The 14,316-nt window shown below is 64.5% G+C and carries 13 protein-coding genes and 1 pseudogene; 6 read left to right on the top strand and 8 right to left on the bottom strand.

Annotated features, from left to right (window positions below; all coding sequences use genetic code 11):
* The 8 genes and pseudogenes from HWQ56_RS03140 to cobG all read right to left on the bottom strand — a co-directional run bounded on the left by HWQ56_RS03140 (window position 1) and on the right by cobG (window position 7,457).
* Window positions 1-615: a hypothetical protein gene (locus HWQ56_RS03140; RefSeq protein WP_158154177.1), complete on the bottom strand. Its 615-nt coding sequence runs from the start codon at window positions 613-615 to the stop codon at window positions 1-3.
* Between the two features lie 2 nt (window positions 616-617).
* Window positions 618-1,298, bottom strand: coding sequence for a hypothetical protein (locus HWQ56_RS03135; RefSeq protein WP_176569758.1), 681 nt, complete (start codon window positions 1,296-1,298; stop codon window positions 618-620).
* A 63-nt stretch (window positions 1,299-1,361) separates the two neighbouring features.
* Window positions 1,362-2,126, bottom strand: coding sequence for a hypothetical protein (locus HWQ56_RS03130; protein WP_158154179.1), 765 nt, complete (start codon window positions 2,124-2,126; stop codon window positions 1,362-1,364).
* 109 nt (window positions 2,127-2,235) lie between these two features.
* On the bottom strand, window positions 2,236-2,886 hold the full coding sequence (locus tag HWQ56_RS03125) for a hypothetical protein (protein ID WP_176569757.1): 651 nt from the start codon (window positions 2,884-2,886) through the stop codon (window positions 2,236-2,238).
* Window positions 2,887-3,031: 145 nt separating this feature from the next.
* Window positions 3,032-4,735 (bottom strand): precorrin-3B C(17)-methyltransferase, encoded by a 1,704-nt coding sequence (cobJ, locus tag HWQ56_RS03120; protein WP_425331932.1) that lies wholly within the window; start codon window positions 4,733-4,735, stop codon window positions 3,032-3,034.
* Window positions 4,732-5,466 carry a precorrin-2 C(20)-methyltransferase gene (locus HWQ56_RS03115; RefSeq protein ID WP_425331931.1) on the bottom strand — a complete coding sequence of 245 codons (735 nt, stop codon included), beginning with the start codon at window positions 5,464-5,466 and terminating at the stop codon, window positions 4,732-4,734. Before HWQ56_RS03115 ends, cobJ begins: the two co-directional genes overlap by 4 nt.
* Window positions 5,463-6,089 (bottom strand): precorrin-8X methylmutase, encoded by a 627-nt coding sequence (locus HWQ56_RS03110; RefSeq protein WP_158154181.1) that lies wholly within the window; start codon window positions 6,087-6,089, stop codon window positions 5,463-5,465. The genes HWQ56_RS03115 and HWQ56_RS03110 overlap by 4 nt, the downstream gene beginning before the upstream one ends.
* Window positions 6,082-7,457 (bottom strand): annotated as a pseudogene (gene cobG, locus HWQ56_RS03105) (precorrin-3B synthase). The gene HWQ56_RS03110 and the pseudogene cobG overlap by 8 nt, the downstream one beginning before the upstream one ends.
* Window positions 7,458-7,499: 42 nt before the next feature.
* On the opposite strand from cobG, the gene cbiE reads away from it, so the two are divergent.
* The 6 genes from cbiE to urtA all read left to right on the top strand — a co-directional run bounded on the left by cbiE (window position 7,500) and on the right by urtA (window position 14,231).
* Window positions 7,500-8,717 (top strand): precorrin-6y C5,15-methyltransferase (decarboxylating) subunit CbiE, encoded by a 1,218-nt coding sequence (gene cbiE, locus HWQ56_RS03100; protein WP_176569755.1) that lies wholly within the window; start codon window positions 7,500-7,502, stop codon window positions 8,715-8,717.
* Window positions 8,714-9,442, top strand: a complete 729-nt coding sequence (locus HWQ56_RS03095; protein WP_176569754.1) for a cobalt-precorrin-6A reductase — start codon at window positions 8,714-8,716, stop codon at window positions 9,440-9,442. Before cbiE ends, HWQ56_RS03095 begins: the two co-directional genes overlap by 4 nt.
* Window positions 9,443-9,611: 169 nt before the next feature.
* Entirely contained in the window at window positions 9,612-10,058 is a 447-nt protein-coding gene (locus tag HWQ56_RS03090; protein ID WP_176569753.1) for a copper chaperone PCu(A)C, read from the top strand.
* Between the two features lie 3 nt (window positions 10,059-10,061).
* Window positions 10,062-10,463, top strand: a complete 402-nt coding sequence (locus HWQ56_RS03085; RefSeq protein ID WP_176569752.1) for a DUF2946 domain-containing protein — start codon at window positions 10,062-10,064, stop codon at window positions 10,461-10,463.
* Window positions 10,464-10,552: 89 nt separating this feature from the next.
* Window positions 10,553-12,610 (top strand): TonB-dependent copper receptor, encoded by a 2,058-nt coding sequence (locus tag HWQ56_RS03080; RefSeq protein ID WP_176569751.1) that lies wholly within the window; start codon window positions 10,553-10,555, stop codon window positions 12,608-12,610.
* Window positions 12,611-12,965: 355 nt separating this feature from the next.
* On the top strand, window positions 12,966-14,231 hold the full coding sequence (gene urtA / locus HWQ56_RS03075; RefSeq protein WP_158155866.1) for an urea ABC transporter substrate-binding protein: 1,266 nt from the start codon (window positions 12,966-12,968) through the stop codon (window positions 14,229-14,231).
* Window positions 14,232-14,316 lie beyond the last annotated feature (85 nt).

Raw genomic sequence — 14,316 nt, 5'->3', positions numbered from 1 at the left:
CTAGATGCGCATTTGTACCAGCCTGCGCAATGCGATGCCCTTGAGCTCTTCTCGAATCGGGGTGCGAAAACGCTCGTACACTTCAGGCTGGAAAATGTACACCCCACCGCTCATGCGGATCACTACCTCGGGCTTTTGCTGGGTGGACAGCGGAAGCCCGCGCACCTGTACGCCAAAGGTGGTGAGTACGATCTCGCCGCGTGCATTGAGTTCGCACGGCACCACTACCCATGACAGCATGCGCGCATCACCTTTGCCGTTGCCCTTGAGCCAAGCGCGTACAAAGTCATGCAACCCCAGCGCAGCCATGACTCTGCGGGCCAGGTCGAACAGCTTCTGGGGGTCGTCGAAACTGGCGATATCCAGCTTCACCTCGTCCACATCACGCATGTCCGAAACGAAAAGGGGTTGGCTGGTGATGGTGCTCAAGCGGTTGCAACCATGTTTCTTCAGACGGCTGTCGTAATAATCGAGCCATGCCTGCCAATGGACGTTGCGATCATAGGCGTGGCTGGCGAAACGATCGGCCTGCTGCAGCAGGGCACTGATGTCAGAACGGTTTTGCGAGGTCAGGCCGATGCCAAAGGAAACCACATTTTCATCGGGCTCGAACATGGTCAATTTCCGTCCTGGATGCGCAGCAGATGATGGTCGGCGCGGCCCTTCAAGCGGTCGAACATGTCCTCGCGAAATTCGGGAAAAATGAAAGGATCCGGGCGAACGCTAAGCCAGGCCGCCGTTACTTCGCCTTGCAGCGCGGTGCTATCGAAGCGGGCTTGGGTGATGTCCCCCGTCAACACCTGCTGCGTCTGGAAGTGCACCAGCAGCAGGTTCATCCTCGCGCCAGAGTGGCCCGATGCCAGCAGCAATGCCACTTGGTGACGCGCCTTGGTGCCCTTGCCCTGCACGCCAATCGAATGCGCCGCCATCCGGCTGCGAGCAGGGTCATCCAAGCCCTGCCCGGGCTCAAACACCTGGGCGACACCCTTCAGGTCGAACGGCAGCCCTTCACGCACCACACCGCGCAGGATGTCCTGCCAGGTAAATGCCAGACCAGGCGCGAACGCCTTACCGAACTGCCCTGACCTCACCGTTTGCCACCCCAGGTTTTGCAGGCAACCCTGGTAAACCTCGAACCACCGGGCGGCATGCTCTAACTTGTCGATTTTCTTCGATGCCGCCAGCTGAAAATACAAGCTGCAGAGCAGCACGTCTTGCCTGTCTTCGTCCGACAGCCCGGCATCAATGCAAAGCAGCTGCCCAGCGTCCAGCCAGGTTTCATCCTTGGTAGTGACCATGCGTCTCTCCTTGAGAAAATGGTGCCGCACGGGCTGCCCAATGGAGCCCGTGCGGCCAATACATCAAATGGGGGTCTCTTTCATCTTCTTCTTGCGGGCTTCACGAATGATGCTGCGGATTTCATCCCGCGAGTCCTCGACACCCATTTCATCCATCCAGAACACAGTCTTGGCCTGGTAGATTTCAAGGTCGGCCCTGTCCCACTTGGAAAACAGCACGCTGGTGGTCGCCTTGGCGCCCTTGTACTGAACGATGCCCAGTGCCATGCACACGTCGCCGTCTTCCTCCACGACGCTACCGATACCAAAGTTGCCACCGCGATCCTTCTTGGCGCTGCGGTCGAAGAGGGTTACCGCTTCATCGTCCTTGCCTACGGCATCGACTGCCTTGCGCGCGGTTTCCAGAGCACTCACCGTGCCGGCCGGGCCCATGGCCGCAGCAATGACGGCACCCTTGAGAATCTCGATCGCCACCTTTTCCATGCTGAAATTTCGCTCGGTGGCATTGTAGGAACGGAAAGAGCTTTCCTTCACCACCCAACCCGCCAAGCCCATGACGTCGCAAAACACCTTGTACCACTGCTCGCCCTCACCGTAGTTGCCGCACTTCTTGTCGGCAGCCATGGTGGCGTACAGGTAGGCATTCTGCGCATCTTGACGGTACTTTTTGCTGACGCCCTTAACGAAAGCCAGCAAACCATTGGCGACGACCGCCGCGCATTCCGCCTGTTCCTGGTCGGCCTCCATCACGCGCCAGCCGGCGTCGACATTGAAGGTGCGCAGCATGGCCACGCGTTGGCCCTTGGACAAATCAGTGATCTGACTCATTGCAAATTCCCTTTTAGTAAGCAGGCCCTGCATGGGCCTGATGAGGCACAAATTAGAGCAGCACGAACAGGTCGGGAACCGGGAAACCCCATACCCCGGCACCGCCGACCTAGAGCAAAGTACGCACGAACGCTTGCTTGCGGGCGACCGTCAACGCACTGAAAATCTCTTCACGCCAGGGCTCGAAGCGCTGCGGCTCAAAACAGTAGACCCCACCCTTCAAACGCAACACCACTTCGCGAGTGTTGGCGGTCCACAGGCCATGACTCCGGGACTCGACGTTGCACGCCATGTGCACGCCCAACACCAGCAACTCCACCTCGCCATGGTCATTCTGACCGCACGGGGTTACCTGCCAGTTCTGGCTATACCCACCCACCACGCGGCCACTGAAAAAAGCACCGGCGACGGTCCCGATAGCCAGTGCCTGGACGCACTCGCGGCTGAGGTCTACAAGCCGGCCGCTGTCATGCATGCCGATGACGTTGAGGGTCAACGCCTGGAGTTCATGAAGTGAACGAATGAAGTGGGGAGTGGAGTCGATCACGCTGCGGCGTGTGCAACCGTACTTCTCCAGACGGTTGCAATAGCGGTCCTGCCAGCTTATCCACGATTGCTGTCGATCATAGGCGCGGCACGCGAATGCGTCGGCGCTCTGGAGCAGGTGCAGGATGTCCTGCGCATATTCATCGGGAAGGCCTTCGGAAAAACCGGCGGCGCAGCGGTGGCTGGTGAAGATACGTTGCTCGGTAGTATTCATGGCATCGACTCCCTGTCGAAAGCGCCCTCGGAGTGGGGGCTTGCCAAGACTTTACGTTGGATCCCGGAGCCAATATCAGGAGGAACGTCCGCTCAGGGCACGGCCGGCAGGAGGCGGGTCCATCCGCCGCCTGTCACGCCAGCGTTCAGGGCTTTTGACCGTACCAGCGAGGGGTGTAGACCCAGCTGCCACCTTCGGCTCGCGGGAAGGCACAGGTGGTCGAAGAACCGACCAGTACCATGGTGCGCATGTCCACCAGCTCCGGGGTCAAGTCACCGAGGGTGATGTTGCGCAGCGTCTGGCCCGGCCGGCCGATATCACGCCCCAATACCACGGGGGTCTCAGGCAAACGGTGCTGACGCACGATCTCCAGCGCACGCCCCAATTGCCACGGGCGTGAACGGGATATGGGGTTATAGAAGGCCAGTGCCAGGTCTGCCTGGCAAGCCAGGTCGAGGCGTTTTTCTATGATGTCCCACGGCTTGAGGTTGTCTGACAGCGACATCACGCAGAAGTCATGCCCCAGCGGCGCGCCCGCCTGGGCGGCGGTGGCCAGGGAGGCCGAAACGCCTGGCAGTATCGCCAGTTCCACGTTGTGCCAGGTGGCTTCGCTGGATTCGTGCAACGCTTCCAGCACCGCGGCAGCCATGGCAAACACCCCTGGGTCGCCCGAGGACACCACTACCACCGAGCGACCCTGCGCCGCCAACTCGAAGGCGTGGCGGGCGCGCTGCATCTCTTCACGGTTGTCGGTGCAGTGCATCACCTGGTCCGGGCGGAACGGGCCCGCCATGCGCACGTAGGTCTCGTAACCCAGAATATCGTTGGCCCGCGCCAGCTCCGCCTTCACGGCCGGCACCATGAATTCGGCGGCCCCAGGCCCCAAGCCGATCACCGCCAACCGGCCGCGTACACGGCCGATCCGCGAGACGTCCAATGGCTGCTTGGCCACGGCGATGGCCAGCTTGTCGTTGACGCTCAACGCCGGTAGCAATTGCGGCACCGCCTGTTCGGCCAAACTGCTGATGGTGGCGGATGGGGGGGCGAAGCGCAGCGCTACGCCCAATTCATCAGCGGCGTCACGCAGCGCTGCGCTGGCCATCTGGTTGTCGCTGGCCAACAGGCAGGCCAGCGCTGGCAGGGCGATCCTGGCCTGCTCGAGGGCATCGCGCACGCTGGCAGCGATGTCCGGCAACTCGGCGTCCACGGCTACCAATACATTTTTGGGGTAGATCAGCAGCTCGCTGGCGGACGGAACCCGCGCGGCGCAGCCCACGTGAATGGCCAACTGCGCGTGTTCGTCCTCCTGCAGCCGCGCCTGGGACAGCCAGGGGGCGTCACCCTCGATGCGCACGGGCTCACCGGCCAGCAGGTCGCTGACAAACCGCTTGCCCAGCTCCAGATCGGCCAGGGCATAGCCGCTTGGCGGGTTCAGCAGGCAGGTGCCGAAACGCAACTCGCCGCTGGTGGTGATGGCGGCCGCCACCCCCAGGCCAGCGCCCAGCTGCCGGGCCATCACATTCACCCCACCCAGGCCGCCCAGCAGCGGCACCACGGCGCTACCGTCCTCGGCCACCGCCAGCACGGGCGGCTCGGCGCCTTTGTCCAGCAGCACGCTGGCCAGGCTACGGATGACGATGCCTGCGGCGCACAGGGCAATGATCGGCACGTCCTGCTGGTACAGCTGGCGCAGGTTGGCGCCAAAATCCGCATAAGTCCGGTCGGCGCCCTCGACCCGGTCGGCGAGGCCATGGATCAAGGCGTCGGGGTACATCTGCTGGATGCGTCTGGCCGTGGCCAGGCTGCCATTGCCGAGCACGACAATGGCCGGTGCATGGGTATTGATCATCCTTGCCACCGTTCGCCAGGCACGATAATCAGGGAGAAGTACGGTGACGAAGTGGGGTCCACCTCATTGATCGGCACGATCTTCTGGTTACTCATGGTCGCGCGCTCCACGTACAGCGCACGCTCGGCCAGGCCCAGCTCGGTCAGTACCGCGTGAACCTTGGGGAAGTTGCGGCCCAGCTTCATCACCACGGCCGCGTCGGCATCGGCCAGGCGGCGCTTGAGTTCCTCGGGCGGCAGCACGCCGGACAGTACCGACAGGCTCTGGTTGCGGTACACCAGCGGTGCGCCCAGCACCGAGGCGCCACCGAGCATCGAGCAGACGCCGGGGATCACCTGGGCTTCGTAACGCTCGGCCAGGCGGTCATGCAGGTACATGTAGGAACCGTAGAACATCGGGTCGCCTTCGCAGATCACCGCTACATCGCGGCCGGCGTCCAGGTGGGCGGCCACGTCCAGGCTGGCGGTGTCGTAGAAGTCGCTGATCACCTGCTCGTAAGACAGCGGCGCGGGCAGTACCTCGGTGGTCACCGGGTACACCAGCGGCAACAATGTCTGCGCTTGTTGCAAGTGACCCTCGATGATGCCGAAGGCGTTGCCTTTCTTGCCCTTGGCCACGAAATAGGCCACCACCGGCGCCTCGCGCAGCAGGCGCAGGGCCTTGACGGTGATCAGTTCCGGGTCGCCGGGCCCCACGCCCAGGCCGAGCAAACGTCCGCGAGCCTGCATCATTCGACCTCCGTGGCCAGGGCGTTGACCGCGGCGCACGCCATGGCGCTACCGCCGCGACGGCCTTCGACGATCACGAAGGGAATGCCACGGCTGTCAGCTGCCAGCATCGCCTTGGATTCCGCCGCGCCGACAAAACCCACCGGGAAGCCCAGTATCAGTGCTGGCTTCGGTGCGCCGGCGTCGATCATTTCCAGCAGGTAGAACAGCGCCGTGGGGGCGTTGCCGATCACCACCACCGCGCCTTCCAGGTGCGGTCGCCACAGTTCCAGGGCCACTGCTGAACGGGTATTGCCCAACTCGCGGGCCAGCTCCGGCACGCTGTCATCGCGCAGGGTACAGATCACTTCGTTGTTGGCCGGCAGGCGCGCGCGGGTGATGCCTTCGGACACCATGCGCGCGTCACACAGAATCGGTGCGCCCTTGGCCAAGGCCTCACGGCCGGCCTTGCCGGCGCCGGGGGAGAACCGCAGGTGTTGCACCACGTCCACCAGGCCGCAGGCGTGGATGACTCGCACGGCGAGTTTTTCCAGGTCTGCGGGAATGCCGCTCAGGTCCGCCTCCGCGCGAATGATGGCGAAGGAGTTGCGATAGATCTCCTGACCGTCGCGGATGTAATCAATCATCGGTGTTGCTCCGTGGGCAGGCGGGCCAGCAGTTCGCTGGCCGCTTGCAGGTCTAGATTGCGCGCGCGCAGGGCACCGAAACCCGGTTGCCCGGCGTCACGCAGATACAGGTCGTAATGGCCAGCCGAGGTGGCCAGCAAGGTGGCCGGCGCCACATGGGCAGCGGCACAGGATCGGGGGCAGCCGCACAAGTGCACGGCCTGCGGCGCAGGCAGAAGGGAGGCCAGCACGCGGGCATCGGCCTTGGTATCGGCCAGGCCCTTCTTGCAGCCGGCGCTGCCGGTACAGGCGATAAGCCCGGCCAGCGGTTCGGTGCTGCTGCACAACAGGCCCAGGGCCGCCAGTTCCAGGGTCAGCGTCGCGGCATCCCCTGCATCGACGAAGGGCAGCAGCACGCTTTGCCACGGCGTCAGGCGCAAGGTGCCGTCACCGAAGTGTTCAGCCAGGCGTGCCAGGCCCCGCAGCATGCCAGGGTCAAGGCGCCCCAGCGGCGGCGCCGCGCCGACGAATACCTGGCCCGCCTGCCGCTGTGGGTAAGTACCCAGGCAGTCGCTGGCCGCGGCCTGGACCGGGAAGGGCCCAAGGCGCAGGTCGCACGGCAACGGCGCGATGAAATCCTGCGGGCTCATGCTTTCCAGCACATGGCGCATGCGCGTCTGCTCCGGGCGAGCGACATCGAGAAAGCGCTCCAGTACAGCGATCACCAATGCATGGCCCTGCGGCGGTGCCACCGCCGCCAGCGCCGTACCGGGGCAACCGGCCAGGCCGAAGCCCAGCCACATCTGCCCGCCCACAGTGACCGGGGCCAGCCATACATCATGGGCGTGCTCGTGCATGGCCAGCGCTTCCCCGCCATCGAGCAGCACCGCGAACTTGGCCGACAGTTCATGCAACCGCGCGCGGCTTTCCAGGCTGTGCAGTATCTGGGCAGCCAATGGCCGGGTATCGAAACGCATCCTGGGGTCGATGCCGGCACTGGGGCTGAGCATCACATTGCGCACATCGTCGCCACCGCTGTTGCGCGGGCCCAGGCCGGCCGCCAGCAACCCTTCGAGCATGGCCGGGTGCGAACCGCCAATACCACGAATCTGCAGGTTGGCGCGGTTGGTGGCCTCGATGACGCCGCCAGCGTAGTGCTCAGCGGCGTGGGCCACGGCGCGGGCCTGCCCGGCGCTCAACACCCCGCCTGCCAGCTTGATGCGGCAGATGCCGCCATCCAGCGCCTGGACGACGCGCAGCAACCCCGGGCAGGCCGAGGGGCGGATCGAAGCAGGCGGTTGGGTTGGGCTCAAGGGGGCGTCCGGCAATCGTGAAAAGGCGTTGTCAGTGTAGAAGGCGCGGTATTATGCCTGCTTTGTCCGAAGGCATGAAAAGCCTGCCCGTCGGAATCGCTGGTTATGAGGAAGATTCATGTCACCTTGGCTGACAATCGTAGGCATTGGTGAGGACGGCTATCCCGGCCTTGGCAAGACTGCCCGCCATGCGCTGCTCCATGCCACCCGCATTTTCGGCAGCCCGCGCCAACTGGCGTTGCTGCCCCATTGCATCCGTGCCACACAGGTCGCGTGGCCCAGCCCCTTCTCCCTTGAGCCCGTGCTGGCCGTGCGCGGCGAGCCCGTGTGCGTGCTCGCCAGCGGCGACCCGATGCTGTTCGGCGTGGGCGCCAGCCTGGCGCGCCAGGTGCCACAAGCCGAGTTGCTGATTCACCCCGCCCCCTCTTCGTTGTCGCTGGCGGCGGCTCGGCTGGGCTGGCCGTTGCAGGATGTCGTGACCCTGTCGGTGGTGGCGCGCCCTGTCGCCGCGCTCAACGCGCAGTTGGCCAATGGCGTGCGCCTGCTAGTGCTGAGCAACGATGGCCATAGCCCGGCAGCCATCGCGCACCTGCTTCGCGAGCGCGGTTACGGCGCTAGCCTCATGACCGTACTCGAACATCTGGGTGGCCCGCAGGAGCAGCGCCGGGACGGCACCGCCGCCACCTGGCCTGAACCGCCCGTGGCCGATCTCAACGTGCTGGCCATCGACTGCCGCGCTGACCTGCACGCCCCACGCCTGTCGCGCCTGGCCGGCCTGCCCGACAGCGCGTTCAGCCATGACGGCCAGATCACCAAGCGCGACGTGCGTGCCATCACCCTCGCCCGCCTGGCGCCACAGCCCGGCGAGCTGCTATGGGACGTAGGTGCCGGCAGCGGCTCCATCGGCATTGAATGGATGCGCGCGCATCCCAGTTGTCGCACCCTGGCCATCGAATCGGACGAGGGCCGCCAACGATTGATCGAGCACAACCGTGATGCCCTGGGCGTTCCCGGCCTTCAGCTGATACGCGGCCGTGCGCCCCAGGCGCTGGAAAGCCTGGAACGTCCCGATGCGATATTCATCGGCGGCGGCGTCACCCGCGACGGCGTGTTCGACACCTGCTGGCGGCAGCTCAAGCCCGGGGGCCGCCTGGTGGCCAACGCCGTGACCTTGCAGAGCGAAATGGCCCTGGCCCACTGGCGCGAACAGCATGGCGGCGAGCTTACCCGCATCCATGTCGCCCAGGCTCAGCCACTGGGCGCCTTTGATACCTGGCGCCAGGCGCTACCCATTACCTTGCTGGAGCTGGTGAAGCCACTGGACGTCAGCCCATGAAGCGCATCCTGCTGCTGGGCGGCGTCACCGAGGCGCTCGCCATTGCCCGCACGCTGGGGCCGGAACACATCTACAGCCTTGCCGGTGTAGGCCGGGTGCCCACAGACCTGCGCTGCACCGTGCGGGTGGGCGGCTATGGCGGCGCCGCAGGTCTGGCCGCCTTCATGAAGGCCGAAGGCATCACCCTGCTGATCGATGCCACCCACCCCTATGCCGCCCAGATCAGCGCCAATGCCGTGGCCGCCGCACGCTTGGCCGCGGTTGCCTGCTGGGCCCTGCGCCGCCCGGCGTGGCAGCCCCAGCCCGGTGATGACTGGCGCGAATTCGAGGGCTGGCCCGCGCTGATCCGGGCATTGGCGCCGTTCAAGCGCCCACTGTTCACCCTGGGCCGCGAGCCATTGCAACACCTCGGTGATATTCCGCCCGAGCAGTTCTGGACGCTACGTGCCCTGGAAAGCTGCCCGGGCAATGAGCGCTGCGAAGTGATCGGAGCCCGTGGTCCCTTCACCCTGGAAGATGAGCGCACACTGTTTCAGCGCCAATGCATCGACGTACTGATCAGCAAGAACAGCGGTAGCGCGGCCACCGAGCCAAAGCTGGAGGTAGCGCGCGAGCGCGGTATTCCGGTACTGGTCCTCAAGCGCCCATTGTTGCCGGCGGTGGACCTCGAGTTCCATAGTCCAGGGGCGCTGCTGCAGGCCCTGCAGAGCACCGCGAGGCGGTGAGCGTTTCCCGCCCACTGGCGCGAACGCGACCGGATAGCGCGCACATGGCAATGGTCGCCGCCCCCTGATTACCGGATATGTCCGGGCACCATTCTGGTGCTGCGCAACACGTGCCTATCATGGATAATTCCCCCGCCGTCATCCCACACGCTGCTCATGGACGTACACCATGCTCAAGAAAGTGCTGTTAGCGTTGACCTTGCTCGCCCCCGCCCTCGTGGCCCAGGCCCAGGATATTCAGGTATTGCAACCCTGGTCTCAGGAACTGCCACCCAACGCGCCGACCGTCGCGGCCTACCTGAGTATCCGCAACGACGGCAACGCCGCCGACCGCCTGCTGGGCGCCGACAGCCCCATCGCCGGCAGCGTCGAGATCCACCAGCACATGAACAGCGACGGCATGATGACCATGGCCCACGTGGAAGCCGTCAACATCGGCCCCGGTGAACAGGCCACCTTCCAGCCCATGGGTTACCACCTGATGCTGCTGGACCTCAAGGACCGCAGCCAACTGCAGGACGGCGGCCACTTCCCGCTGACGCTGCACTTCAAGCAGGCCGGTGACATCAACGTGCAGGTAGTGGTCCTCAAGCAGGCACCCACGGCTACGCCCTAATCCATGAGCCGCCGCGCCCACCACAGGCCACCTGCCGCTCGCCCGCCGCGGGCGACCTGGCTGAGCCTGTTCGCCATGCTGATGATCTTCATCGGCCCGCTTGTGTCCCAGGCGATGCCGATGGAGCACGAGCGCGGCATGGCCATGGAAATGCCCATGGACATGCCAGGCATGGACATGGGCAACCACCACGGCGACCCGGCGCTGCACCCCCTGTGGGAAAAGTGCGGCTACTGCAGCCTGTTCTTCCATACCCCGGCGCTGCCCACCACCCCCGAACACCTGCCGCCGGCCAAGCCCGCCGCCGTCGCGGGGTGGGTGCCGTCGACTCGCCAGGGCCATGCACGCCAGGCCATCTTCCCCGGCGCGCTGACCCGCGCCCCACCCGCTACCCGCTTCCTCTAGCCAACCTTCACGCCATGCCCCGCCACGCTGCGATTCGTAGCAGTGGGCGCGTGCCCGTGCCTGTTTGACTGATTGAAGTTGGAACATTCATGTCCAGGTCTACCCCTGCCTTTCTGCTGTCGCGCAAGCGCACCGCTGCCGCGCTGTGCGGCACCCTGTTGAGCCCGGTTGTCATCGCTGCCGAACCTGTCGATGCCACCGAACTGAGCCCTACCGTCATCACTGCCGTAGCGCCCAGCTCACCGCTGACCATCGTCACCAACCCCAAGGACCCACGCCAGCCCGTGCCGGCCAGTGACGGTGCCGACTACCTGAAGACCATTCCCGGTTTCTCCGCCATCCGCAGCGGCGGCACCAACGGCGACCCGGTGCTGCGCGGCATGTTCGGCTCGCGGCTGAACATCCTTACCAACGGCGGCAACGTGCTGGGCGCCTGCCCCAACCGCATGGACGCGCCTACGTCCTACATCGCCCCGGAAACCTTCGACCGCCTCACCGTGATAAAGGGCCCGCAAACCGTGCAGTGGGGGCCTGGTGCGTCGGCTGGCACCATCCTGTTCGAGCGTGAACCCGAGCACTCCGGCGAGCTGGGCAGCCGCTTCAATGCCAGCCTGCTGGCCGGTTCCAACGGCCGCTTCGACAAGGTGGTGGATGCCGCCGTGGGCAACGCCGACGGCTACGCCCGCTTTGTCGGCAACACCTCGCAGTCCGATGATTACAAGGATGGCAACGGCGATGCCGTGCCGTCGCGCTGGGACAAATGGAACGGCGATGTCGCCCTGGGCTGGACGCCCGACGCCGACACCCTGCTGGAACTCACGGCCGGCAAGGGCGACGGCGAATCCCGCTACGCCGGGCGCGGCATGGACGGCACCCAGTTCAAGCGCGAAAGCCTGGGAATGCGCTTGGAGAAGAGTAACCTGGGCGAGGTACTCGACAAGGTAGAGGCCCAGGTCTACTACAACTACGCCGACCACGTGATGGACAACTACACCCTGCGCACCCCGTCCGGCACCGGCATGATGGCCGGCCCGATGGCCAGCAACCCCGACCGGCGCACCCTGGGCGCACGCATCAAGGCCACCTGGAAATGGGCCGACTGGCAACTGCTCAGCGGCCTCGACGCCCAGGTCAGCGAGCACCGCAAGCGCAGCGCCATGGGCGTGGACGCCTACAAGCACGTGCCCCGCAGCAAGGACGCCGAGATGCAGGACTTGGGTGTGTTCAGCGAACTGACCTGGTATGCCACGGGCAACGACCGGGTCATCGGCGGCGCTCGCGTGGACCGTGCCCAGGCCAGGGATTACCGCCAGACCCTCGGTTCAGGCATGAGTGCCAGCGCCAATCCCACCGCCGACGACACCCGCGTGCAGACCCTGCCCAGCGGTTTCCTGCGCTACGAGCATGACCTGGCGGCAGTGCCGGCCACCACCTACATCGGCCTGGGCCATGTGCAGCGCTTTCCCGATTACTGGGAGCTGTTCTCGCCCACCTCAGGCCCGGGAGCCGTCAACGCCTTCCACGACCTGAAACCGGAAAAAACAACCCAGCTGGATGTCGGCATCCAGTACAAGACCGAGCACGTAGAAGCCTGGGCCTCGGGCTACGTTGGCCAGGTGCGCGACTTCATCCTGTTCGACTACACCGCCAGCAACTCCCAGGCCCGCAACGTCGACGCGCACATCATGGGTGGCGAACTGGGTGCGGCCTACATGCTCACCGAACATTGGAAAGCCGACGCCACCCTGGCCTACGCCTGGGGCAAGAACACCAGTGACGGCAAGGCCCTGGCGCAGATGCCGCCACTGGAGTCACGCCTGGGCCTGACCTACAGCCAGCAAGACTGGAGTGCCGGCGCGTTGTGGCGCGTGGTGGCCGCACAGAACCGCGTGGACATCGGCGCGGGCAACGTGGTGGGCAAGGATTATGAAAAGAGTCCGGGCTTCGGTGTGTTCTCGCTTAACGGCGCCTACCGCATCAACAAGCACCTGAAGGTGAGCGCCGGCGTCGACAACCTGCTCGACAAAAACTATTCGGAGCACCTGAACCTGGCGGGCAACGCCGGCTTCGGCTACCCGGCCAGCGACCCCCAGGCCGTGAACGAAACCGGCCGTACCTTATGGACGAAGGTGGATCTGAGCTTCTGACGCTATTGGGCGGCGTGCTGATCGCGCCGCTCTTTTTGTCCAAAAAAATTTCTTCTAATATTGCCCTTGAATCGAGCGCCGTCCGTGCCGCGCTTTTCCTGGGCGAGGTATGTCCAGGCAATCGCCTGGTCCGCCTTGGCGCAGACCTAGCAGCACCGCTAGCAATGCACCAGCAACGTCCACCCAGCCGCACCACCCCGCCAAACGCGCACCAGCCCGGTGCGGCCAAGCGACCTTTACACCCCTGATAGCGCCATCCCACGGCCTTGCACCACTTCGGCACACCCCTTGCAATTACCCCAATGGAAGTCGCCATCTGCCCCACTAAAAATACTTAACCAATGGAGATTGCACCATGAAGCGTCGTAGCTTGATCAAGGCGTTTACCCTCACGGCATCCATTGCCGCCATGGGCATGAGCTGGACTATCCAGGCCGCCGAGACCATCAAGGTCGGTATTCTGCATTCGCTGTCGGGCACCATGGCAATCTCCGAGACCTCGTTGAAAGACGTGGCCTTGATGACCATCGACGAGATCAACGCCAAAGGCGGGGTCAATGGCAAGAAGCTGGAGCCCGTGGTGGTGGACCCAGCGTCCAACTGGCCGCTGTTCGCCGAGAAGGCCCGCCAGTTGCTGACCCAGGACAAAGTGGCGGTGGTGTTCGGCTGCTGGACCTCGGTATCGCGCAAGTCGGTACTGCCGGTGTTCGAGGAACTCAACGGCCTGCTGTTCTACCCGGTCCAATATGAAGGCGAAGAAATGTCGCCCAACGTTTTCTATACCGGCGCCGCGCCGAACCAGCAGGCCATCCCGGCGGTGGAATACCTGATGAGCGAAGACGGCGGCAGCGCCAAGCGCTTCTTCCTGCTGGGCACCGACTACGTGTACCCGCGCACCACCAACAAGATTCTGCGCGCCTTCCTGCACTCCAAGGGTGTGAAGGACAGCGACATCGAAGAGGTCTACACCCCGTTCGGCCACGCCGACTACCAGACCATCGTTGCCAACATCAAGAAGTTCTCCGCCGGCGGCAAGACGGCCGTTATCTCCACCGTCAACGGCGATTCCAACGTGCCCTTCTACAAGGAACTGGCCAACCAGGGCCTGAAAGCCACCGACGTGCCGGTGGTGGCCTTCTCGGTGGGCGAGGAAGAACTGCGTGGCATCGATACCAAGCCGCTGGTAGGCAACCTGGCCGCCTGGAACTACTTCGAGTCGGTGGATAACCCGGTCAACACCAAGTTCGTCGCCGACTGGAAAGCCTACGCCAAAGCCCACAACCTGCCGGGTGCCGACAAGGCGGTGACCAACGACCCGATGGAAGCCACTTACGTGGGCATCCACATGTGGGCCCAGGCAGCCGAGAAGGCCAAGTCCACCGATGTGGACAAAGTGCGCGACGCCATGGGCGGCCAGACCTTCGCCGCGCCGTCGGGGTTCACCCTGACCATGGACAAGACCAACCACCACCTGCACAAGCCGGTGATGATCGGCGAGATCCAGGACGACGGCCAGTTCAACGTGGTGTGGCAGACCAAGGAACCGATCCGCGCCGAACCCTGGAGCCCGTTCATCCCAGGCAACGACAAGAAGCCTGACTATGCGGTGAAGAGCAACTAAGCACGGCCTCTACGCCTCAGCTCGCTCTCACCCTTGTGGGACCGGGCGAAGCTCGGGAAAAGGCCACCGCAGTGTTAAAGACACA

The organism is Pseudomonas eucalypticola, from assembly GCF_013374995.1.
Taxonomy (GTDB): Bacteria; Pseudomonadota; Gammaproteobacteria; order Pseudomonadales; family Pseudomonadaceae; genus Aquipseudomonas; species Aquipseudomonas eucalypticola.
Note: the sequence above shows the minus strand (reverse complement) of the source record. Positions and strands in the feature narration are given on the sequence as shown.

What these genes read in the sequence shown, in the direction of transcription:
- HWQ56_RS03125 (WP_176569757.1), bottom strand. Translation starts at nt 2,886, where the DNA reads ATGAATACTACCGAGCAACGTATCTTCACCAGCCACCGCTGCGCCGCC.
- HWQ56_RS03085 (WP_176569752.1), top strand. Translation starts at nt 10,062, where the DNA reads ATGAGCCGCCGCGCCCACCACAGGCCACCTGCCGCTCGCCCGCCGCGG.
- HWQ56_RS03135 (WP_176569758.1), bottom strand. Translation starts at nt 1,298, where the DNA reads ATGGTCACTACCAAGGATGAAACCTGGCTGGACGCTGGGCAGCTGCTT.
- HWQ56_RS03130 (WP_158154179.1), bottom strand. Translation starts at nt 2,126, where the DNA reads ATGAGTCAGATCACTGATTTGTCCAAGGGCCAACGCGTGGCCATGCTG.
- HWQ56_RS03140 (WP_158154177.1), bottom strand. Translation starts at nt 615, where the DNA reads ATGTTCGAGCCCGATGAAAATGTGGTTTCCTTTGGCATCGGCCTGACC.
- HWQ56_RS03115 (WP_425331931.1), bottom strand. Translation starts at nt 5,466, where the DNA reads ATGATGCAGGCTCGCGGACGTTTGCTCGGCCTGGGCGTGGGGCCCGGC.
- cobJ (WP_425331932.1), bottom strand. Translation starts at nt 4,735, where the DNA reads ATGATCAATACCCATGCACCGGCCATTGTCGTGCTCGGCAATGGCAGC.
- cbiE (WP_176569755.1), top strand. Translation starts at nt 7,500, where the DNA reads ATGTCACCTTGGCTGACAATCGTAGGCATTGGTGAGGACGGCTATCCC.
- urtA (WP_158155866.1), top strand. Translation starts at nt 12,966, where the DNA reads ATGAAGCGTCGTAGCTTGATCAAGGCGTTTACCCTCACGGCATCCATT.
- HWQ56_RS03080 (WP_176569751.1), top strand. Translation starts at nt 10,553, where the DNA reads ATGTCCAGGTCTACCCCTGCCTTTCTGCTGTCGCGCAAGCGCACCGCT.
- HWQ56_RS03110 (WP_158154181.1), bottom strand. Translation starts at nt 6,089, where the DNA reads ATGATTGATTACATCCGCGACGGTCAGGAGATCTATCGCAACTCCTTC.
- HWQ56_RS03095 (WP_176569754.1), top strand. Translation starts at nt 8,714, where the DNA reads ATGAAGCGCATCCTGCTGCTGGGCGGCGTCACCGAGGCGCTCGCCATT.
- HWQ56_RS03090 (WP_176569753.1), top strand. Translation starts at nt 9,612, where the DNA reads ATGCTCAAGAAAGTGCTGTTAGCGTTGACCTTGCTCGCCCCCGCCCTC.